Annotated in this window: 18 protein-coding genes; 8 read left to right on the forward strand and 10 right to left on the reverse strand. The window is 67.7% G+C overall.

What is annotated here, in order from left to right; genetic code table 11:
• Positions 1-328 (reverse strand): aldehyde dehydrogenase family protein (locus tag G3N96_RS25150; RefSeq protein ID WP_206138863.1); only part of this gene is annotated, 328 nt, incomplete at its 3' end.
• Positions 329-357: 29 nt separating this feature from the next.
• The gene (gene phnA / locus G3N96_RS25155) at positions 358-1,596 is read right to left on the reverse strand and encodes a phosphonoacetate hydrolase (RefSeq protein WP_047852694.1); all 1,239 of its coding nucleotides are present in this window, start codon (positions 1,594-1,596) and stop codon (positions 358-360) included.
• Positions 1,597-1,804: 208 nt separating this feature from the next.
• Here phnA and G3N96_RS25160 point away from each other — a divergent pair, with 208 nt between their 5' ends.
• The 5 genes from G3N96_RS25160 to G3N96_RS25180 all read left to right on the forward strand — a co-directional run bounded on the left by G3N96_RS25160 (position 1,805) and on the right by G3N96_RS25180 (position 8,436).
• Positions 1,805-2,860 carry a putative 2-aminoethylphosphonate ABC transporter substrate-binding protein gene (locus tag G3N96_RS25160; RefSeq protein WP_206138864.1) on the forward strand — a complete coding sequence of 352 codons (1,056 nt, stop codon included), beginning with the start codon at positions 1,805-1,807 and terminating at the stop codon, positions 2,858-2,860.
• A gap of 97 nt (positions 2,861-2,957) precedes the next feature.
• The gene (locus G3N96_RS25165; RefSeq protein WP_206138865.1) at positions 2,958-4,049 is read left to right on the forward strand and encodes a putative 2-aminoethylphosphonate ABC transporter ATP-binding protein; all 1,092 of its coding nucleotides are present in this window, start codon (positions 2,958-2,960) and stop codon (positions 4,047-4,049) included.
• Positions 4,046-5,773, forward strand: coding sequence for a putative 2-aminoethylphosphonate ABC transporter permease subunit (locus G3N96_RS25170; RefSeq protein ID WP_206138866.1), 1,728 nt, complete (start codon positions 4,046-4,048; stop codon positions 5,771-5,773). Before G3N96_RS25165 ends, G3N96_RS25170 begins: the two co-directional genes overlap by 4 nt.
• 48 nt (positions 5,774-5,821) lie before the next feature.
• The gene (locus tag G3N96_RS25175; protein ID WP_206138867.1) at positions 5,822-6,952 is read left to right on the forward strand and encodes a 2-aminoethylphosphonate--pyruvate transaminase; all 1,131 of its coding nucleotides are present in this window, start codon (positions 5,822-5,824) and stop codon (positions 6,950-6,952) included.
• Positions 6,953-7,047: 95 nt separating this feature from the next.
• Positions 7,048-8,436, forward strand: a complete 1,389-nt coding sequence (locus tag G3N96_RS25180) for an FAD-dependent oxidoreductase (protein ID WP_206138868.1) — start codon at positions 7,048-7,050, stop codon at positions 8,434-8,436.
• 118 nt (positions 8,437-8,554) lie between these two features.
• On the opposite strand, the gene G3N96_RS25185 is transcribed toward G3N96_RS25180, so the two are convergent.
• The gene (locus tag G3N96_RS25185) at positions 8,555-9,283 is read right to left on the reverse strand and encodes a phosphonate utilization associated transcriptional regulator (RefSeq protein ID WP_124581921.1); all 729 of its coding nucleotides are present in this window, start codon (positions 9,281-9,283) and stop codon (positions 8,555-8,557) included.
• Between the two features lie 206 nt (positions 9,284-9,489).
• Positions 9,490-11,664 (reverse strand): phospholipase C, phosphocholine-specific, encoded by a 2,175-nt coding sequence (locus G3N96_RS25190; protein ID WP_206138869.1) that lies wholly within the window; start codon positions 11,662-11,664, stop codon positions 9,490-9,492.
• Positions 11,665-11,893: 229 nt separating this feature from the next.
• Here G3N96_RS25190 and G3N96_RS25195 point away from each other — a divergent pair, with 229 nt between their 5' ends.
• Positions 11,894-12,811, forward strand: coding sequence for a LysR family transcriptional regulator (locus G3N96_RS25195; protein ID WP_206138870.1), 918 nt, complete (start codon positions 11,894-11,896; stop codon positions 12,809-12,811).
• 95 nt (positions 12,812-12,906) lie between these two features.
• Here the strand turns inward: G3N96_RS25195 and G3N96_RS25200 are convergent, their stop codons facing one another.
• Positions 12,907-14,547 (reverse strand): L-lactate permease, encoded by a 1,641-nt coding sequence (locus G3N96_RS25200; protein ID WP_124581903.1) that lies wholly within the window; start codon positions 14,545-14,547, stop codon positions 12,907-12,909.
• 472 nt (positions 14,548-15,019) lie between these two features.
• On the opposite strand from G3N96_RS25200, the gene G3N96_RS25205 reads away from it, so the two are divergent.
• Positions 15,020-15,331: a DUF4148 domain-containing protein gene (locus tag G3N96_RS25205; protein WP_124581899.1), complete on the forward strand. Its 312-nt coding sequence runs from the start codon at positions 15,020-15,022 to the stop codon at positions 15,329-15,331.
• 102 nt (positions 15,332-15,433) lie between these two features.
• Here the strand turns inward: G3N96_RS25205 and gshA are convergent, their stop codons facing one another.
• The 3 genes from gshA to ada all read right to left on the reverse strand — a co-directional run bounded on the left by gshA (position 15,434) and on the right by ada (position 19,630).
• Complete coding sequence (gene gshA, locus G3N96_RS25210) at positions 15,434-17,047, reverse strand: glutamate--cysteine ligase (protein WP_206138871.1); 1,614 nt, start codon at positions 17,045-17,047, stop codon at positions 15,434-15,436.
• Positions 17,048-17,582: 535 nt separating this feature from the next.
• Positions 17,583-18,542 carry an AlkA N-terminal domain-containing protein gene (locus G3N96_RS25215; RefSeq protein ID WP_206138872.1) on the reverse strand — a complete coding sequence of 320 codons (960 nt, stop codon included), beginning with the start codon at positions 18,540-18,542 and terminating at the stop codon, positions 17,583-17,585.
• On the reverse strand, positions 18,539-19,630 hold the full coding sequence (ada, locus tag G3N96_RS25220; protein ID WP_124581893.1) for a bifunctional DNA-binding transcriptional regulator/O6-methylguanine-DNA methyltransferase Ada: 1,092 nt from the start codon (positions 19,628-19,630) through the stop codon (positions 18,539-18,541). Before ada ends, G3N96_RS25215 begins: the two co-directional genes overlap by 4 nt.
• Before the next feature lie 432 nt (positions 19,631-20,062).
• Between ada and G3N96_RS25225 the strand changes: the two genes are divergently transcribed.
• On the forward strand, positions 20,063-20,476 hold the full coding sequence (locus tag G3N96_RS25225; protein WP_124581891.1) for a VOC family protein: 414 nt from the start codon (positions 20,063-20,065) through the stop codon (positions 20,474-20,476).
• Between the two features lie 21 nt (positions 20,477-20,497).
• On the opposite strand, the gene G3N96_RS25230 is transcribed toward G3N96_RS25225, so the two are convergent.
• Together G3N96_RS25230 and G3N96_RS25235 are read right to left on the reverse strand one after the other, a co-directional pair.
• The gene (locus tag G3N96_RS25230) at positions 20,498-21,052 is read right to left on the reverse strand and encodes a YaeQ family protein (protein WP_011353605.1); all 555 of its coding nucleotides are present in this window, start codon (positions 21,050-21,052) and stop codon (positions 20,498-20,500) included.
• Positions 21,053-21,227: 175 nt separating this feature from the next.
• A complete protein-coding gene (locus G3N96_RS25235; RefSeq protein ID WP_011353606.1) occupies positions 21,228-21,575 on the reverse strand; it encodes a hypothetical protein in 348 nt (115 codons plus the stop codon).
• Positions 21,576-21,753: the final 178 nt, after the last annotated feature.

Genomic DNA, 21,753 nt, shown 5'->3' on the forward strand with positions numbered 1-21,753 from the left:
CTGCTTCGTACGTCGAATCCTTGATGCACAAGCCGGCCTCGGCCGTGATCAGCGCTGCAATCTCTGCGGTGCGCGAACGCACGATATCGGCCGCACGGCGCAGGATCGCCGCGCGATCGTGGCGCGTCAGCGTCGGCCGGTAGGCACGTGCGGCCGCAAACGCGCGCCGCACGTCGTCCAGCGTCGCCTTCGGCACGGTGCCGACCAGCGCGCCGTCGTACGGGTTGCGCACTTCGATTACCGCGTCCCGATGAATCCGTTCCCCATCGATTCGCAGTGCTTCGCGACGAATCTCGCGGACGTCCGTCGATGCTGCAATGGCGTTCATGAGTGTGTCCCCTTACGGATGCGTGCGCATCACTGCAGATGGTTGAGCGCGATGTCGATGATGTCGAAGTTGCGCAGGCGCGCGCGGCCCGAGACGTCGCCGGCGACCGGCTTGCTGAAGATCAGCGGCACGATCTGCTCGGAGATCCCGCCGTGCGAACGCAGCGGCACGTCGAGGCCCGACAGGTCGTGCTTGATGCGGCGCGTGCCGAGCACGACGTCCTGCTTAGAGATCACGATCAGGTCGCCCATCCGCGCCGGCGGCAGCTCGAAGCGCGCGCAGCCCTCGGCGCCCGTCAGCACGACCTCGATGCCGTCGACTGCGGCGAGCCGTGCGCGCAGCGCTTCGGCGTCGGCCGTCGCCGGCACGTAGACGGTCGCGAACGAGCCGAGCGCGCCGTGGTGCACGACGTACGGATCGGTGATCGGCAGGATCACCCGCGCCGCATCCTCGCCGAGCCACTCGTCGAACAGCTCCTGCAGGTAGATCACGTTCGGCTCGCCGGTTTCATCGTCGTGCTTCGCGTTCATTCCGTGGTCGGCCGTGATCGCGACGATCGCACCGAGCGCGTCGAGGCGCTGCAGGTAGGTGTCCATCATCGCGTAGAACGCGTTCGCGCCTTCCGTGCCGGGCGCGCACTTGTGCTGCACGTAGTCGGTGGTCGACAGGTACATCAGGTCGATCGGGCGCGTCTCGAGCAGGCGCACGCCGGCCGCGAACACGAATTCCGACAGGTCCGCGCTGTACACGCTCGGCACCGGCTTGCCGACCAGCTCGAGCACGTTGTCGATGCCGTTTTCCTCGATGCTCGCCTCGTCGGCCTTTTCCGACGAGAAGCAGATGCCCTTCAGCCCCTTGCCGAGCAGGCGGCGCAGCTTGTCCTTCGCGGTGACGACCGCGACTTTCGCACCCTGCTCCGCGAAGGTCGCGAGCACCGTCGGTGCGACCAGGTACTTCGGATCGTTCATCAGCACTTCGGCGCCGGTGTCGCGATCGTAGAAGTAGTTGCCGCTGATCCCATGCACCGCCGGCGGCACGCCAGTCACGATCGACAGGTTGTTCGGGTTCGTGAAGCTCGGCACCACGCACTCGCCCTTGAGCGCCGTGCCCGGCTTCAGCAGCGTGCGCAGGAACGGCGCCACGCCGGCCTCGGCCGCTTCCTCCAGATATTCGTACGCGCAGCCATCGACGCACACGACCACCACGGGCCGGCTCATCCAGTTGTAGCGGCGGCCGTTCACTTCCACGGATACAGGCGTTTCATTCATGACGTTCATTCCTTTCAGGTCGAAGGGGTGAGCCGTCGGCGCCCGCGTCGCGCCGAAGGGAGGTGTTTTCCATGCTTGACATTAAAATGGATGATTTGTAGATTGTCAACAACATGCAGAGAACAGAAGGCAAAACAACGGTGCAGCAAGAGGGCTGGTCTCCACACATCCGCCGCGTGCCGCGGCGCCACAGTCAAGGGGTCTGAAGATGAACGAAGTGCCGGTAAACAAGCGTTTGAACGCATGGGTGGCGGGCGCGGCCCGCTTCGCGCTGGCCGCGGCGGTCGCGCTCGGCGCGGTGCAGGCGGCGCACGCGAAGACGTCGCTGCTCGTCTATACCGCGCTGGAAGACGAGGCGATGAAGCCCTACAAGGACGCGTTCGAGAAAGCGAACCCCGATATCGAGATCCGCTGGGTGCGCGACTCGACCGGCTCGGTCACCGCGAAGCTGCTCGCCGAGAAGAACAACCCGCGCGCGGACGTCGTGCTCGGGCTCGCCGCGTCGAGCCTCACGCTGCTCGACCTGCAGGGGATGCTGCTGCCCTACACGCCGAAGGACTTCGACCAGCTCACGCGCAAGTACAGCGACGCGAACACGCCGCCGCACTGGGTCGGCATGGACGTGTGGGGCGCGACGATCTGCTACAACCGCGTCGCCGCGCAGGCGAAGGGCATCCCGAAGCCGACCTCGTGGGAAGACCTGACGAAGCCCGTCTATAAAGGCGCGATCGTGATGCCGAGCCCGGTTTCGTCCGGCACCGGCTACCTCGACGTGACCGCGTGGCTGCAGACCTTCGGCGACGACAAAGGCTGGAAATTCATGGATGCGCTCGACAAGAACGTCGCGCAATACGTGCACTCGGGCTCGAAGCCATGCACGCTCGCCGGCACCGGCGAATTCCCGATCGGCATCTCGTTCGAGTTCCGCGGCCACGAACTGCAGTCGCAGGGCGCGCCGATCGATCTCGTGTTCCCGAAGGAAGGGCTCGGCTGGGACATGGAAGGCACCGCGATCATGAAGACGACGAAGCAGCCCGACGCCGCGAAGAAGCTCGCCGACTTCATGGCGAGCAAGGAGGCGAACCAGATCACCGCGCGCTGGTGGGCGATCGTCGCGTACCCGGGGGTCGCACGGAAGCTGGCCGGCATCCCCGACAACTACTCGGACCTGCTCGTGAAGAACGACTTCGTGTGGTCGGCGAAGAATCGCCAGTCGATTCTCGATACATGGCAGAAGCGCTACGGCGCGAAAGCGCAGCAGTAACGTCGCGACCCGCCGCGGGGCCGCGTCGCGCGCCGCCCCGCGCCACCCTTTCCGTCGTCGAATCCGGCCCCCGGGCCGCCCCAGCATGGAGGCGCGCATGGCACCTTATCTGAGCGTAGAACGCATCGAGAAGCGGTACAACGACACGCAGGTTCTGACCGACATCAACCTGAGCGTGATGAAGGGCGAAATGATCTGTTTCCTGGGGCCGTCCGGCTGCGGGAAGACCACGCTGCTGCGGATCATCGCGGGGCTCGAGACGCAGAACGCCGGCCACATCATGCAGGACGGCCGCGACATCTCGCGGCTGCCGCCGCAACTGCGCGACTACGGGATCGTGTTCCAGTCGTACGCGCTGTTCCCCAACCTCACCGTGTACGACAACGTCGCGTACGGGCTCGTGAACCGCAAGATGAAGCGCGACGCGATCCACGAGCGCGTGCACACGCTGCTCGCGCTGGTCGGCCTGCCCGACAGCCATCGCAAGCATCCGGGCCAGTTGTCCGGCGGACAGCAGCAGCGCATCGCGCTGGCACGCGCGCTCGCGACCTCCCCCGGCCTGCTGCTGCTCGACGAACCGCTGTCGGCGCTCGACGCGCGGGTGCGCGTGCGGCTGCGCCAGGAAATCCGCGCGCTGCAGCAGCGGCTCGGCGTGACGACGATCATGGTCACGCACGACCAGGAAGAAGCGCTGTCGATGGCCGACCGCATCGTCGTGATGAACCACGGCGTGATCGAGCAGATCGGCACGCCGCTCGAAATCTACCGGCAGCCCGCGTCGCCGTTCGTCGCGGACTTCATCGGCCGCGTCAACACGATTCCCGCCGAAGTCGCGCAGGACGGCTCGCTGCGCGCGGGCGCGGTCGGCCTCGACTGCCGCCACGGTGCGGCCCGCCCCGTGCAGGGCGCGGCGGTGTCGGTCTACGTGCGGCCCGAGGACCTGCGCATCCGCGTGCCGGGCGAGACGGCCGACAACGTGCTGGCCGGCCGCGTCGAGAAGCTCGAATTCCTCGGCGCGTTCTGCCGCGTGAGCTTCCGGATCGACGGGCTCGAGGGCCAGGAGATCGTCGCCGACCTGTCGTATCACGACGTCGATCGCACCGGCGTGCAGGCCGGCGCGCGCATCGACCTCGCGCTCGATCGCGAGCATGTCCGCGTGTTTCCGAGCGCGAAGGAGCGACTGCAATGAGCACCGTCCTGACCGAGCGCCGTCGCGGCGCCCCCGCCCCCGCCGACGTGCGGCAGATCACGCACTGGCACGACCGCATCGCGCAGCTCGCGCTCGTCGCGATGGCCGCGCTGATGTCGATGTTCCTGCTGCTGCCGCTCGCGCTCGTCATGCAGAAATGCTTCGTCGACGCGGACGGGCGCTTCGTCGGCGCGCACAACTTCGTCGAGTATCTCGAGGACAGCGGCGTGCTGCGCTCGATGCTGCATTCGCTGACGGTCGGCGCGCTCGTCACGTCGATCGTCGTGCCGATGGCGTTCACGTTCGCGTATGCGCTGACCCGCTCGTGCATGCCGTTCAAGAACGTCGCGCGTACCGTCGCGCTGTTGCCGCTGCTCGCGCCGACGCTGTTGTCCGCGGTGTCGTTCATCTACTGGTTCGGCAACGCGGGGCTGCTGAAGCCGCTGCTGCACGGCCATTCGATCTACGGGCTGCCCGGCATCGTGCTGAGCATGGTGTACGCGTCGTTCCCGCACGTGCTGATGATCCTCGTCACCGCGCTGTCGCTGGCCGACGGCCGGCTCTACGAGGCCGCCGACGCGATGGGCACGAGTCGCATCCGCAAGTTCTTCACGATCACGCTGCCGGGCGCGAAGTACGGCTTGATCAGCGCGACGATGGTGGCGTTCACGATGTGCATCAACGACTTCGGCGTGCCGGTGGTGATCGGCGGTTCGTATAACGTACTGTCGACCGACATCTACAAGCTGATCATTGGCCTGCAGGATTTCAACCGCAGCGCGGTCGTGAGCCTGATGCTGCTGTGCCCGGCGCTGGTCGCGTTCGGCGTCGACTTCTTCATCCGCCGCCGCCAGCAGTCGCAGCTCGGCGCGCGTTCGACGCCGTACCAGCCGAAGCCGTCGCGCGGCTTCGACGCCGCGATGCTCGCGTACTGCGGCATCGTGTGCGCGTTCTTCATCGCGGTGGTCGGCATCTCGGTGTTCGCGTCGTTCGTGAAGTTCTGGCCGTACCAGATGAGCGTCGGGCTGCAGCACTACAAGATGGGGCTGATCGGCGCCGGCATCTTCGACGCGTACAAGAACAGCCTGCGGATGGCCGCGACGGTGGCGCTCGGCGGCACGATCGTCGTATTCGGCGGCGCCTACCTGATCGAGAAGACGCGCGGCGCGCGCTGGCTGCGCGGCTTCATCGCGCTGTGCGCGATCCTGCCGATGGGCGTGCCGGGGCTCGTGCTCGGCATCAGCTACATCTTCCTGTTCAACGCACCCGGCAATCCGTTGAACGGGCTGTACGGGTCGCTGTGGCTGCTCGCGATCGTCACGGTGGTGCACTACTACGCATCGAGCCACCTGACCGCCGTCACCGCGCTCAGGCAGATCGACAGCGAGTTCGAGGCCGTGTCCGCGTCGCTGAAGGTGCCGTTCTACAAGACCTTCCTGCGCGTGACCGTGCCCGTGTGCCTGCCGGCGATCCTGCTGATCGCGCGCTACCTGTTCGTCAACGGGATGACAACGGTCTCGGCCGTCGCGTTCCTCTACTCGCCCGACACGCAGCCCGCGTCGGTCGCGATCCTGAACCTCGACGACGCGGGCCAGATGGGCCCGGCCGCCGCGATGGCCACGCTCGTGCTCGCGACCTCGTCGTTCGCGTGCGTGCTGTTCGCGTGCATCTCGCATCGACTGTTGCGCCGCACGCAGGCTTGGCGCAACCCGCATCGCCACTGACTCTTTAGCCGCATTCACGTGACGTCCCGACTTCATCAAGGAGACACCATGACGCTCGCCGCCCAGCCCATCCTGCTCACCCCCGGCCCCCTGACGACCTCCGACACCACGCGCGACGCGATGCTGCGCGACTGGGGATCGTGGGACAGCGACTTCAACGCGATCACCGCACGCTTGCGCGAACGCCTGCTGCAGATCGTGCACGGCGAAGGCACGCACGAATGCGTGCCGCTGCAAGGCAGCGGCACGTTCTCGGTCGAAGCGGCCCTCGGCACGCTCGTGCCGCGCGACGGCCACGTGCTCGTGCCGAACAACGGCGCGTACTGCCAGCGCATCGCGAAGATCTGCCGCGTGCTCGGCCGCACGCTGACGACGATCGACTACCGCGAGGATCGCCGCGTCGATCCGGCCGACGTCGAGCGTGCGCTCGCCGCCGATCCGACCATCACGCACGTCGCGCTCGTGCACTGCGAAACGGGCGCCGGCGTGCTGAACCCGCTGCACGACATCGCGCAGGTCGTCGCGAAGCACGGCCGCGCGCTGATCGTCGACGCGATGAGCTCGTTCGGCGCGATCGACATCGATGCGCGCACGACGCCGTTCGACGCGGTGATCGCGGCGTCCGGCAAATGCCTCGAAGGCGTGCCGGGGCTCGGCTTCGTGATCGCGAAGCGCAGCGCGCTCGAACGCTGCGAAGGCAACAGCCACTCGCTCGCGATGGACCTGTACGACCAGTGGGTCTACATGCAGCGCACGACGCAGTGGCGCTTCACGCCGCCGACGCACGTGGTCGCGGCACTCGACGCCGCCGTCGCGCAATACGTCGACGAAGGCGGGCTCGCGGCACGCGGCGGCCGCTACCAGCGCAACTATCGCGCGCTGATCGACGGGATGCTCGCGCTCGGCTTCCGGCCGTTCCTCGATCCGGCGATCCAGGCGCCGATCATCGTCACGTTCCATGCACCGGACGATCCGAACTACGATTTCAGGCGCTTCTACCAGGAGGTCAAGCAGCGCGGCTACATCCTGTATCCGGGCAAGCTGACCGAGGTCGAGACGTTCCGAGTCGGCTGCATCGGCCACTTCGGCGAGGCCGGGATTCCGGGTGCGGTCGCCGCGATCGCCGACACGCTGCGCGCGATGGGCGTGCGCCGCGTGTCGGCGGAAGCGGCAGCGTGACGTGACGTGATGTAACCCGCCGCATGCACGCTCGCATGCGGCGGCCGTTTTTTTCGGGCCGTGCGCGGCACACCCCCTTTTCGACGAACCCACCCATGCGACCCTTCTGGATCGAACAAGCGCTGTTCAACGACGGCGATCTAGTCCCCGCGCTGCAAGGTGCGACGCAAGCCGACGTGTGCATCGTCGGCGGCGGCTTCACCGGGCTCTGGACCGCGATCCAGGCGAAGCAGCAGAACCCCGCGCTCGACATCGCGATCGTCGAGGCCGACCTGTGCGGCGCCGGCGCGAGCGGCCGCAACGGCGGCTGCCTGCTCACGTGGTCCGCGAAATTCCTGACGCTGCGGCGGCTGTTCGGCGAAGCCGAGGCGATCCGGCTCGTGAAGGCATCCGAAGCGGCCGTGCAGCACATCGCCGATTTCTGCCGCGCGCACGACATCGATGCCGAACTGCGGCTCGACGGCACGCTGTACACCGCGACGTCGCACGCGCAGGTCGGCACGCTCGCGCCGGTGCTCGACGCGCTCGCCGCGTGCGGCATCCACAGCTACGAGCCGCTGCCGCCCGCCGAAGTCGCGCGGCGCTCGGGTTCCGCGCGCAATCTCGACGGCGTCTACTCGCCGATCGCCGCGACCGTGCATCCCGGCAAGCTCGTGCGCGGGCTGCGCCGCGTCGCGCTCGCGATGGGCATCCGGATCTACGAACGCACGCCGATGCTCGACTTCACGCCCGGGCAGCCGGCCGTCGTGCGCACGCCGTCCGGCAGCGTGCACGCGGGCAAGCTCGTGTTCGCGATCAACGCGTGGATGGCGAGCCGCTTTCCGCAGTTCGAGCGCACGATCGCGGTTGTATCGAGCGACATGGTCATCACCGAGAAATGCCCGGAACTGCTCGAGAAAACCGGGCTCGTGGACGGCGTGTCGGTGCTCGATTCGCGAATCTTCGTCTACTACTACCGCACCACCGCCGACGGGCGGCTGATGCTCGGCAAGGGCGGCAATACGTTCTCATGGCGCAGCCGCATCGCGCCCGTGTTCGACCGGCGCTCGCCGTATGAGGCGCAGCTCACGCAAAGCCTGCGCGAGTTCTTTCCGTCGCTTGCGGGCGTGCCGGTCACCGCGAGCTGGAATGGGCCGTCGGATCGCTCGGTCACCGGCTTCCCGTTCTTCGGCCGCCTCGACGACGCGCCGAACGTGTTCTACGGCTTCGGCTACTCGGGCAACGGCGTGGGGCCGACCTACATGGGCGGGCAGATCCTGTCGTCGCTCGTGCTCGGCCTCGACAACGCGTGGACGCGCAGCCCGATCGCGCGCGGCCCGCTTGGGGCGTTCCCGCCGGAGCCGATCCGCTATGTCGGCGCGCACGTCGTGCGCAATGCGATCCGCCGCAAGGAGCGCGCGGAGGACGAGAGCCGGCCGCCGGCGGCCGTCGACACGTGGCTCGCGAAGTTCGCGAGCGCAGCCGGGAAAGCCGACAAGGCGTGACCGGCGCGTTGATCTTCAGGACCTGCAAGATCTGAAGTCGCAATGAAATAGGGACGCTCCGAAGCGTCCCTTTTGCTTTGTGCTGTACGCGGCGACCCGCGCGAGCGTTGCCGGGCGCTTACGCACGCAAGGGTTTTTCCCGCGCCGACTTGCCCGTCGAGGGCAGCCCCTGCTCGTGCGTGCGGCGCATGCGCTCGAGGCCGTGCGACACGTGCTCGCGCACGAGCGCCACGGCCTGCGCTTCATCGCCGCCCGCGAGCGCCTGCACGATCTTGTCGTGCTCGGCCGCGGACACGGCGATCGCATCCTCCTCGGCCTCGATCGCGGCCTGGCGCAGCAGGCCGAGCTGGCGCACGAGCCGGCGGTAGGTATCGGTGAGGTGCGTGTTGCCGACGCCGACGACCATCGCGTCGTGGAACTGCACGTTCAGCTCGGTATAGCGCGTGACGTCGTGCGTCTTCGCGGCGTCCTTCATCGACTGGATGATGCCCTTCAGCACCTTCAGCGTGTCGGGCGAGATGCGCTTCGCGAGCGCGCGCGCGACTGACTCGTCGAGCATCGCGCGCACTTCGTAGATCTCCTCAGCCTCGCGCAGCGGCACGACGCGCACCGTCACGCCGCGGTTCTTCTCGTTGCGCAGCAGGCCGGCCTGTTCGAGCGCGCGGAAGGCTTCACGCACGGGGCCGCGCGACACGTTCAGCTTGGTCGCGATCTCGACTTCGTTGAGCTTCTCGCCAGGGGCGTATTCGCCGGAGACGATCGCGCGCTCGAGCATGTCCTGGACGATCATCGCGAGCGACTGGCTTTGCAGGAGTTCGATGGCGCTGAGCGCGTTCGGGGCTGTCATGGTCGGGCAGGCAGCAGGGCTGCGGTAGAAATCGAGGGCGCCATATCGGCGAATGATCCTTATATACCCTCGGCCCGGCACATTGTCAACAGTTTTCAGTTTCCAAAAGCCAATTCCGCCTGCCGGAATGCAACCGACGCGCAACCGGCAGGCGGCGGTCGCGCGTCGGGCCGACCTCGCCCGCCTCGCGCGACGCGCGGCGGCCGTCAGGCCGTCGGGTGCTTCACCGGCCCCGGATCGCTTTGGCTCGGCCGGCCCGTCTCGACGTGGCCCGCGAAGCGGCGCACGACCTTGTCGTCGCCGCCGCGCAGCGTCGTCGCGGTGATCGTCAGATCGTACCAGCCGTGGCTCGACGCCAGCTCGAAGTGATCCTCGATGCGCTCGCCCGGCTCCAGCGTGTAGGTCCGCGCATGCTTGTGGCTGTATGCGTTGTCGACCGTCACGCGGCACGTCGCGCGCCCGCTGTTGCGCAGTTGCAGGTACACGTGGCGGTTGCGCACGTCGTAGCCGATCCGCGCTTCGGGGTTCGCATGGCGGCCGTCCGCCGCGAGCCGCGTGTTGCCCTGGAACTCGCACAGATAGCCGTTCGGGCCATACGCCGCGAGATGGTAGTCGCCGCGCGCGGCCGACGTGTTCCAGGTGTCGACGAAGCGGTCGTGCGCGGACACCGCATAGCGGCGCGGGGGCGTCGTCGGGTTGCGGCGGTCGTACACGTAGAACGCGGCGCCTGCGTCACCGGTGTTCGCGAAGTCGAGCGATACGCTGTCGTCGTGGCCGCTCACGCGGCTGTGCACGAACAGCTCGTACGGCAGCGCACGTGCCGGACGCGTGCCCGGCTCCTGCGCCGGCATCGACTGCTGCGCGGGCACCTGGTACGCCTGGCCGGCCGTCGCGATGTGCTGCGGCACCGTGAAGCTGACCGTGCGGGTGTCGGGGCGCGCGGAGAAGTCGAATGCCGACGTGAGGTCACCGCAGATCGACCGGCGCCATGCGCTGATGTTCGGCTCCTTCACGCCGAAACGCGCCTCGAGGAAACGCAGCACCGACGTATGGTCGAACGTCTCCGAGCAGACCCAGCCGCCCTTCGTCCACGGCGAGATGATGATCAGCGGCACGCGCGGCCCGAGGCCGATCGGCTGGATGCCGCCCGGGTCCGCACCCGGCACGAGCGGGCTCATTTCGCCCGGGTACTTGTTCAGATCGAGCAGTTCGTCGCCGAGATTCGACAGCAGGTTCGACGACACGATGCCCTGGCCGCCCACGCCGCTCGTGACCGGCGGCACCGGCGGCACGACGTGGTCGAACAGCCCGTCGTTCTCGTCGTAGTTCAGGATGAACACCGTCTTCGCCCACACTTCCGGGTTCGACGTGAGCGCCTCGAGCACCATGTTGATGTAGAACGCGCCGTCGGTCGGCGATGCCTGCGGGTGCTCGCTGTACTTGTACGGCGAGACGATCCACGACACCTGCGGCAGCCGGTTCGCCTGCACGTCCGCCTTCAGCTCGGCGAGCGTATGGTCCGACGCGCCCTTGTCGACCAGCGGGCCGCTCGCGCCTTCCTTCACCTGGAAGCGCTTGAAGAACATCAGCGAGTTGTCGGTGTAGTTGTCGGTCGGGTCGCCCGGGATGCCCGTGCCGCCCTGGTACACCTTCCAGCTGATCTTCGCGTTCTCGAGGCGTTCCGCGTAGGTCGTCCACGTGTAGCCGTTCACGTCGTCGCGCTCGCCGATGCCCGGGCCATTCGGCGGGTTGCCGTAGATGTTGCGCGGGTCGACCGTGCCGGTCCACAGGTAGATGCGGTTAGGCGCGGTGTCGGCGTGCGCGGAGCAGAAGTACGAATCGCAGATCGTGAACGCGTCGGCCAATGCGTAGTGGTACGTGAGATCCTGGCGCTTCAGGTACCCCATCGTCAGCACGTCCTGCTTCTGGTTCACCCACTGGTCCCACTGGCCGTTGTTCCAGGACAGGTGGCCGCTGCTCCAGCCGTGGTTGGTGCCCGGCTGGAATTCGGTCGTCTGCTTCGGATCGAGGTAGAACGGCAGCACGTACGGCGCCGACGGATCGAGGCCGCGCGAATGGTAGTTCTTCGTGAACACCGATGCCGGCGGCTGCTGCCACACCGGTGCGCCGCTCGGCAGCAGGTGCGGGCGCGGGTCGTTGAAACCGCGCACTCCGCGCAGCCCGCCGAAGTAATGGTCGAACGAACGGTTTTCCTGCATGAAGATCACGACGTGTTCGACGTCGCGGATCGTGCCCGTGCGATAGGCGGCCGGCATCGCCAGCGCATTGCGGATCGCGGGCGGGAAGCCCGCGTAGGCGGCCATCGCGCCGGCCGACTGCGCGGCGAGGCGCAGGAAATCGCGTCGATTGTTCGAGGACATGAAGGGAACCCTGTTGTCGATAGGAGTGGGGCGCCGGTCGAGCGGGGCCGGCGGTGGTGCGTTGCCGTTATTACCCCGCATCGGCGTGTCCCGGCCGTGACCGGTTACCGCAGGTTTCTTTGGGTTACCCACAGAAATTCTTTCGAAGCGGCGCACGACGCGCCTTTCATCCGGCCGACATATGCGTGCGCTACGCTGACGCGCGATACAGAGGGGGAGAAGCCGAGTCGTGTTCGATCAGCTGAAGGCGTTCCACGCGACCGTCCGGCAGGGCAGCATCACGCGCGCCGCGCGCCACCTGGGCGTGAGCCAGCCGACGATCGCCGCGCAGATCCGGCAGGTCGAGCAGGTGTACGGCGTCGAGCTGTTCTACCGCAGCGGCCGCAAGCTCGAGATCACCGAGACCGGCATCGAGCTGCTGCCGCTCGTCGAGAAGATGATCGCGCTCGAGGCGCAGGCCGACATCATGCTGCGCAACGTCGGCGGCCTGTTCGAAGGCCACCTGCGGATCGGTGCGACGGGGCCGTACTACATCATGGACGCGGTCGGCCGCTTCTCGAACGCGCATCCGTCGATCGCGCTCACGTGCCGGATCGGCAACTCCGAGGAGATCCTGCAGGCGCTGCAGGAATTCCGCATCGACCTCGCCGTCTCGTCGCAGCGCAACGATGCCGACGGCCTCGAACGCAAGGTGATCTCGACCGACCCGCTCGTGCTCGTCGTGCATCGCAATCATCCGCTCGCGCGCTTCGACGCGATCGAGCCGGCGCAGCTCGCCGACGTGCGGCTGCTGATTCGCGAGGAAGGCTCGGTCACGCGCCGCTGCACGGAGACGATTCTCGAGGCGGCCGGTGTCGCGGCCGTCTCGGTGGCCGAGATCGGCAGCCGCGAAGCGATCCGTGAGGCGATCCTGCACGGCGTGGGCGGCAGCCTGTTTCCGCTCGGCGAGGCCGAACGTCATCCGGATTTGCGCGTGATCGCGCTGCGCGGCGTCGGCACGACGATCGACGAATACGTGTACTACCTGAAGGCGCGCCGCCAGAGCCCGGCGATCGACGCGTTCCTCGCGTGCATCCTGCCGGCGGGCAGCGACGCGGCCGGGACGGATGAAGCAGGACGAACGGCGCGGCGGGCGAACGCACGCTGAACTGCCGCGCGTTCGCCGGTTCCGCACTTTGCCGGCGCTTTTCCCGCGCCTTCCCTCGTTTTTCCTCGTGCCTTCCTTCTGTCGTCGCGCTCACCTCACTTCGGCAGTGCCGGAATCATCCACGTCAGCACATGCTGCTGCAGGAACACCAGCACACCGAGCAGCAGCGTGAGAATCACGCTGTGCCAGAAGGTGCGCGCGAACACGACACCTTCCTGTCCTTTCAGGTCCGTCGTCGATACACCCGTCGCGATGTTCTGCGGCGAGATCATCTTGCCCATCACGCCGCCCGACGAGTTGGTCGCGGCCATCAGGACCGGATCGAGGCCGAGCTGCCGCGCGGCGACCACCTGCAGGTTGCCGAACAGCGCATTGCCCGACGTGTCGCTGCCGGACAGGAACACCGCGATCCAGCCGAGCGACGCGGACACCAGCGGGAACAGCGCACCGGTCGACGCGACGCCGGTGCCGAGCGTATAGCTGATCCCCGAGTAGTTCAGCAGGTACGCGAGCCCGACGATCATCATCACCGTGACGATCGCGATCCACGTCTGCCGCCAGGTCTTGACCACGCAATCGAAGAAATCGCCCACGCCGGTGCGCGTCAGCGCGGCCGTGATGATCGCCGAGAGCAGGATCGCGGTGCCCGTGCCGAGCGGCTGGAAGTCCCAGATCGCCGCATACGGCTTGTGATACAGCGACACGAACACGGCGTTGTGCAGGCCCGGCCACTTGATCTTCACGTCGCCGATCGCCGCGATGTTCGCGTGCACCCACACGATCACGACCACCGACACGACGAGCCACGGCAGCCAGCCGCCGAAGCCCGCGCGCGCGGCGCCGGCCGTTGCCGGCACGCTGCGCGCGAGCGCGTATTGCGGATCGGGCTGCGGCTTCCACACTTGCAGGAAGCCGATCGTGACGATCAGCGACGTGAGCGACGACAGCACGTCGGTGAGCTGGTAGCCGAGGAAGTTCGACGTGACGAACTGCGCGATCGCGAAGCTGCCGCCCGACACGAGCAGCGCGGGCCACAGCTTCGAGATCGAGCGCAGCCCGCCGTACGCGCCGACCACGTAGAACGGCAGCAGCAGCGCGAAGAACGGCAACTGGCGGCCGACCATCTGCGCGAGCGTCGCGGGCGGCAGCGACGTGACCGCGCCGAGCACGGTGATCGGCACGCCGAGCGCGCCGAACGCGACCGGCGCCGTGTTGAACAGCAGCGTGTAGGTGAGCGCTTCGAGCGCGGGGAAGCCGAGCGCGATCAGGAGTGCGCTCGTGATCGCGACCGGCGTGCCGAATCCCGAGATCCCTTCGAGCAGGCAGCCGAACGAGAACGCGACGACGAGCAGCACGAGGCGGCGATCGTCGGGCAGGTTGTCGAGCATCCACTGCCGGAACTGGTCGAAGCGGCCCGACTTCACCGCGATGTTGTACAGCAGCAGCGCGTTGAAGACGATCCACATCACCGGCACGACCGCGAGCGCCATGCCCGCGCCGACCGCGTTGAACGCGAGCCCGGCCGGCATGCCCCATGCGCCGATCGCGACCGCGAGGCCCGCGACGAGCCCGGCGAGCGACGCCTGCCAGGCAGGGCGGCGCAGCACGCCGAGCGCGATCAGTGCGACCGCGATCGGGATCGCGGCGACGAGGAAGGACAGCAGCAGAGAGTTGGCGACCGGCGTCAGCGGCTGTGCGAAGACGATGCCGGGCGGTAGGGCGTCGGTGGGGTTCATCGTGTCTCCAGATGTCGACCCGAGTTGGCGCTTTAGCGCTTACTCGGGTCCCATGCCTTGCGCTGACGACCCGAGCTGGCAACGGGATGCCCCGGGTTCGGTACAAGGCGATGTCCTGCGGTCACGACCACGATCAGGCGCTTGCGCACGCAACGACGTTGCACGGCCAACCGATCAGTCGCTTAAAAGAGGTTAGGAGGCGCGCGGCGCTTGTACAAGGAGGACAAGCCCGATCCGTGCCGACCCGATACGCCCGCGCCGCCGCCCGCTGACCGGCAGCAGGCAGCCCGCTGTCGTATTCGACAGAAAGCCCGCCACGAGCGGCCTCCCCGCGCAATGTTGCACATGCGGCAAAGGTGCCTGACGACGCGCGGGATGTTTCGTTTGGCGTCCGAAGCCTAGACTGGTCGCATCGATTCCGCCCGCGCCGGCCACGGCAGGCACGGCACCGGAACCTCACGGAGTGAACACGATGAAGACGATGAAACGGGCTGCATGCGCCTGCGTGCTGATCGGCGCGGCCTTCGCCGCTCACGCGCAGGCCGCGTCGACGCTGACGCGTGCCCAGGTTCGCCAGGAACTCGTGGAGCTGCAGGCCGCCGGCTACCGGACGAGCCTCGCCAGCAGTCCCGACTTTCCGGACCACATGCAGGCGATCATGCGCCGTGCCGCGCACGCGCGCGGCGAGGACACCGGCTACGGCAGCGATGGCGGGGCAAACGTGGAATCGGGCAAGCCGGCGCTGCCGCACGCAATCGACCGCGGCACCTACGCGCATCACTGACGGCAGATTCAACCGGATCGCGCGCACAACGGTGCGCGCTGACCGGCGACGGAGAGACGCATCGCGCACCGCGCCGACCGACGCGATGCACGTGCGCAGACATCACACGCTGAAGCGGTTCAGCGTATAGGCGCGATAGGCCGCGACGAACGCGTCGAACGATCCGGCCTCCTTCGCTTCGAGCTCGGCCTGCTCGGCCAGCGATTTCGCGGCGAACGCCTGCTCGGTGCGCAGCGTCTCCGCCGACGGCGGATGCGCGCGGAAATGCGCGGCATGCGCTTCGCTCTGCGCCAGCGCGAACCCGAGGAACGACTGGCCGCGCTCGCGCATCGTGCGCAGCACGCGCGCGGACGGCGTGCGCTCCGGATCGGCGAGCTTCTCGCGTTGCGCGGCGATTGCGCGCACATGCTCGTCGCCGCCGCGGATCTCGTCGAGACGACGGCCGACGGTTTCGATATCGGCCATCAGGTCGTCCGCCCAAGCCTGCAGGGTGACCGGCTGGCCGTCGCGCTGCAGCGTGAGGCCCGGCTTGCGCCCTTCCATCGTCACGCTGCCGAAGTTCGCGTTCGCTTCCTTGTACGCGGGGCAGTCGAGCGCCGGACTCTCGTCGAGCGCGCACGCGAGCAGGAACGCGTCGATGAAGCGCGCGGTTTCCAGTGCGATGCCGGTCGGCTCGAACGGATCGATGTCGAGACAGCGCACCTCGATGTACTGCACGCCGCGCGACGCGAGCGCATGCAGCGGCCGCTCGCCCGAATACGTGACGCGCTTCGGCCGGATCGTCGAGTAGAACTCGTTCTCGATCTGCAGCACGTTCGTGTTGATCTGGATCCACTCGCCGTCGCGATGCGTGCCGATCGCCTCGTAGGCCGGATACGGCTCGCTCACGGCTTTCGACAGCGCGTCGAGATAGCCGGGCAGCGTGTTGTAGTCGACGTGCAGCGCGGCCTGGGCGGTCGTGTTCGAGTAGCCGAGATCGCTCATCCGCAGGCTCGTCGCATGCGGCAGGTACAGCGTATCGGCATCGAACGTGTCGAGCCTGTGCGGCTTGCCGCGCAGGAACCTCGTGTCGAGCGCGGGCGACGCGCCGAACAGGTACATCAGCAGCCAGCTGCGGCGGCGGAAGTTGCGGATCTGCGCGAGATAGCGCTCCGACTGGTAATCGACGAGCGTGGCCGTCGAACCTTCTTCCGCGTGCAGGCGCCGCCACACTTCCTCGTGCAGCGAGTAGTTGTAGTGGATGCCGGCGATGCACTGCATCGTGCGGCCGTAGCGATACGCGAGGCCGCGCCGGTACACCGTCTTCAGGCGGCCGATGTTCGACGTGCCGTAGTCGGCGATCGGGATCTGGTCGTCGGCCGGCAGCAGGCCGGGCATCGAGTCGTTCCACAGCATCTCGTCGCCGAGCGACGCATACACGTAGCGATGCAGATCGTCGAGACGCTCGAGCGTGATCGCGGCGTCGCCTTCCGCGGGCGTGATCAGCTCGATCAGCGCTTCGGAATAGTCGGTCGTCAGCGACGGATGCGTGAGTGCCGAACCGAGCGCGCGCGGATGCGGCGTGAACGCGATCATCCCGTCGCGCGTCACGCGCAGGCTTTCCTTTTCGATGCCGCGCAGGCCGTCGGGCAGATGCTGCCGCGTCGGGCCCGAGCTCAGCGCTTCGAGGCGATTCAGCAGCAGTTCGGACTGGCGGTGAGTCATGGTGTTCGACATGGAGACGCAAGTGCGTGACGGCCGCGCGCAGAACGCCGCGCGCGGCCGGCTGGATTGTTGGTCGCTTCGTTGGTAGCGGGCACTTTAACATCTCGCCGAAACACGCGCTTGAGGTGGCGCCGGGCACCGTGCGCGGGCCGGAGCGGGCCGCCGGGCGGGCCGGTCACGGCGGTCGCCGCCTCTGCGACCGGTTCCATGCGGCGGCCACGGGCACGCCGGTTACGCGAATTCGTCGGACGGAACGTGATGCGCGAACGGGTGGCGGCAGGTGCAACCCTGCCGCTGAACCGATCGCGGAAAGCGGGGGAAAGTGGGCATCGCGCGCCCGGCATCCTGCCGACGACGCATGCGCTGAATTGCCGTGACGGCCGGTGTCCGGTGTCCGGTGTCCGGTGTCCGGTGTCCGGTGTCCGGTGTCCGGTGTCCGGTGTCCGGTGTCCGGTGTCCGGCGGTCAGCCTACGCAGGTCGGCGTGACCCGCGCAACGGGTTGCATCGCGGCCTCGCCAGGTCGCACCCGGCCGCAGGCCACCGCGATCACCCGCCGCGCGCGCCGCCCGCCCGGTCGGCCACCTCATTCCACAAATGCAGCGCCGCGTACGCGCGCCACGGCCGCCAGCCTTCGGTGCGGTGCTTCTGGGTCGCGAGCCGGTCGAGCGCCGGATCGCGCGCGGCGATCGACTGCATCAGCACGAGATCGGAGGCCGGCCACGCGTCCGGATCGCGCCAGGCGCGCATCGCGATGTATTCGACGGTCCACGGGCCGATGCCGGGCAGATCGAGCCACGCACCGCGCAGCGTCGCGAGATCGGCGTGCTCGCGATCGACCGGCACGTCACCGGCCGCCACCGCACGCGCCACGCCCGTCAGGGCCGCCACCCGCTTGCCGGGCATCCCGATCTTGTCGAGATCGCACGCGGCCAGCGCATCGGGCGTCGGGAAACGCCATGCGGGCATGCCGTCGTCTTCCCGAACCACACGCTCGCCGGCCCGCTCGACGAGCCGTCCGACGATCGTCGTCGCGGCCTTCACGCTCACCTGCTGGCCGACGATCGCCCGCACGGCCAGCTCGAACCCCGACCATGCGCCCGGCACACGCAGCCCCGGCGCGGCCTCGACGAGCGGCGCGAACCACGGATCGCGCGCGAGTCCGCTGCCGATGGCGGCCGGATCGGCGCCGAGGTCGAACATCGTCGCGACGCGCATGGCGAACGCATCATCGACATGACGCGCGACCGCGCCTTCGACCGTCGCGACCAGGCAGTGCTTGCGCGGATGTTTCGCGACCGTGAGCCGGCCGGCATCGCCGTGCAGGTCGACGATGCGGCGATACACGCCGTCCGCCACCTGCTCGACACCCGGGATCGCGCGCCCGCTGAAGAAGCGCAGCACGCGCGCCCAGTCGTAAGGCGCATTGAAGCGCAGCTCCATTTGCGCGGACGGCGGCACATGGCCGCCGTTCACGATGGAGGTGATGGTTGTTCTTGCGATGCTCAAACTGCGCTGCCCTCCGCAACGGATTCGGTTTGATCGTCGTGCACATGACGCGCTTCGGACGCGAGCAGCGTCGCCTTGCGGCGCACGCCCCAACGATACCCGGAAAGCGCGCCGCCCTTCTGTACGACCCGGTGGCATGGAATCGCGAGCGCGACCGGGTTCGATGCGCACGCCGATGCAACAGCGCGCACCGCGCGCGGCGCACCCAGCGCCTCGGCGATCTCCGAGTAGCTGCGCGTTTCGCCGTACGGAATATGCGTCAACGCTTCCCACACGCGCTGCTGGAATGCGGTCGGCGCGATGTCGAGCGGCAGGTCGAACGCGTGCCGTGTGCCATCCAGATACGCGCGGATCTGCGCGACGAACGGCGCGAGCCGTGCCGATGCTTCGATCAGCTCGGCGCGCGCGAACGCATCCTTCAGCTCGCCGACGAGCGCGGCCGGCTCGTCGCCGAAGGCGATCCGGCAGATGCCCTGCTCGGTCGCGGCGACGAGCACGGTGCCGAGCGACGTCGATGCGGTCGCATAGTCGATCCGCAGACCGGCGCCCTGCCGACGGAACGCCGACGGCGCCATCCCGAGCTCGCGCGGCACCGACGCATAGAGCCGCGACGGCGAGTTGAAGCCCGCGTCGACGGCCGCCTGCGTGACCGGCTGCCCGCTTTGCAGCGCCTGCCGCAGCGCGGCGCCGCGCTGCGCGGCCTGGTACTGCCGCGGCGACACGCCGACCACGCGCTTGAAGAGCCGCTGAAGGTGAAACGGGCTCACGTGCACGGCGTCGCTCAGTTGCTGCAGCGTGAGCCGTTCGGCCTGCGCGTCGAGCACCGCGCACGCGCGGTTGACGATCTCGAGCTCGCGCGGCAGCCCTTCCGGCTGGCAGCGCTTGCAGGGCCGGAAGCCGGCCGCACGCGCGGCGGCTGTATCGGCGAAGAAGGACACATTTTCGCGACGCGGCAGCCGCGACGCGCAGGTCGGGCGACAGAACACGCCGGTCGTGCGCACAGCGTAGAAGAACGCGCCGTCCGCATGCGGATCGCGCTCGGTGACGGCGCCCCAGCGGGCATCATCGGTCGGATAGGCGGTTTTCATCTGAACCTCGCACTCTCTAGTGTAGATGGTGCCTACTCTAGACATCGGCACGTGCCGTCGCGCCCTGAATCTTGCTCTGTGATTCGGGCCCGGTAATCGGGGGCGAATCGACTGAAAATAAATCCGACAAAACGCGCGCGCCGGCTGTTCCGGCGCGGTTTTCGTCATCGTCCCGTCACCCTTTTGCTGCAGTGCGGATGCGACAAATCGCCGTCCTGACGTTTTTTTGCATTCGGAATATTGCGTCGCACCATCGCCGTGTGTATAGTTGGAACTGTCTCCTCCATGTCTCCTCCTGATATGGATTAAGCCCGTTCCGCTCTGCGTGAACGGGCTTTTTTTCGTCTGTCGATTGTGCCGCGTTCCGGCCGGCGGCGCAGGCGCGATGCGTCTACACTCGATGCTCGTGGACCGCGAAGGAGAGCCTTGCCCATGAAACCGACCATCCGCGCGATCGATCACATCGTGCTGCGCGTGACCGACATGGCCGCGATGACGCGCTTTTACTGCGACGCCGTCGGCTGCCATGTGGAGAAGGAACAGCCCGATCTGGGCCTCGTGCAACTGCGCGCCGGCGACGCGCTGATCGACCTGCTGTCGGTCGGCGGCCCGATCGATCGTCCCGACAGCGGCCCGCCCGGCACGGGACGCAATCTCGATCACCTGTGCCTGCGCGTCGAGCCGTTCGACCCCGACGCCTTGACCGCCCATTTCGCCGCGTTTGGCGCGCGGCCGGGCGCGCCCGCGGAACGCTACGGCGCCGGCGGCTACGGGCCGTCGATCTACCTGTTCGACCCGGAAGGCAACATGCTCGAATTCAAGGGGCCGCCGGCCGCGATCGGCTGAATGCGGCCGGCACGCGCGCCGTCACGCGTCCGCGCGCGCCTTCAGCACCGTCCATTCGACCGCCACCGGATCGTGGTCGGCGCTCGAGATCCACGCAGTGCCGTCCTGCACCGTGCATTGCAGGCGCATCGTGCGCTCCGCCAGCTTCCCGAGCGCGGCCGCGACACCGTCGTTCAGCGACAGCACCTGCACGTTACGCAGCCGCTCGACCTTGCTGCGCACGCCCTGCCACCAGATATCCGACGTCTTGCCGCCATATGCGATCACCGTGACCTGCCCGGCGCGGCCGGCCGCCTTCGAGATGCGCCGCTCGTCGGGCTGGCCGGCTTCGATCCAGACGTCGATCGCGCCGGTCAGGTCTTTCTGCCACAGATCGGGCTCGTCGACATCCGACAGCCCCTTGCAGAATTCGAGCCGCTCGTGCGCGAACAGCGCGAACGCGACGATGCGCACCATCATCCGGTCGTCGGTTTCGGACGGATGGCGCGCCACCGTCAGCGCGTGATCGGCGTAGTAATGCCGATCCATGTCGGCGATTTGCAGTTCGGCTTTGTAGATCGTGGATTTCAGCGCCATGCGGAGTCAGCCCGGGCGGGCATTCGGTTCGGTCGGGCCGTGATGATACCGAATGCGGGCCGACCGACGCGTGTCATGCACGCCCACAGCACAACGGCCCGGCATGGGCCGGGCCGTGTTCGGTTCGCGCCGCCGGCGCGCTCGCGCGTCGTGTGACGGCGCGGTGAATGAGCGGTTACTGCTTGACGAAGCGCGAATCGGTCCAGAGACCCTGCTGGTCGCTGTTGTCGGCGCTGACGAACTGCACGTCGCCCTGATCGACCGACACCACGCGGAAGCGCTGGCCTTCCGGCACCGACAGGCAACGATAGTCGTCGAAGTATTGCTGCTTCGCCTGCGACTTGCCGTCACGCTCGTGACTCAGTACGGAGTCCAGATTGTCTTTCGACAGGCAGCCCCATGCGTTCTTCGTCAACTGGATTTCCTGCTTCGGCTTGACGGCCGAATCGCCGCCGGCTTGGGCAATCGACACCGCGCAAAATGCGCCGACGAGGGCAAAAAGGATACCGGTACGTTTCATCATGTTCTGTCTCCAGGCTTGCGGGCACCAGGCTTGGGTTAGCTATGTGTTTAAAGGTGATCGTGAACCCGCGTTTTTCACTTTAGAAGACCGGCAAGCGATAGCAAGCACATTTGTTGTGCGACCGCAATAGCGGCGGATTGTCGCACCCCGTGCGCAGCCTGTTTTTCTCACCCTGCGT

The organism is Burkholderia sp. Se-20373 (assembly GCF_017104705.1).
Lineage (GTDB): Bacteria > Pseudomonadota > Gammaproteobacteria > Burkholderiales > Burkholderiaceae > Burkholderia.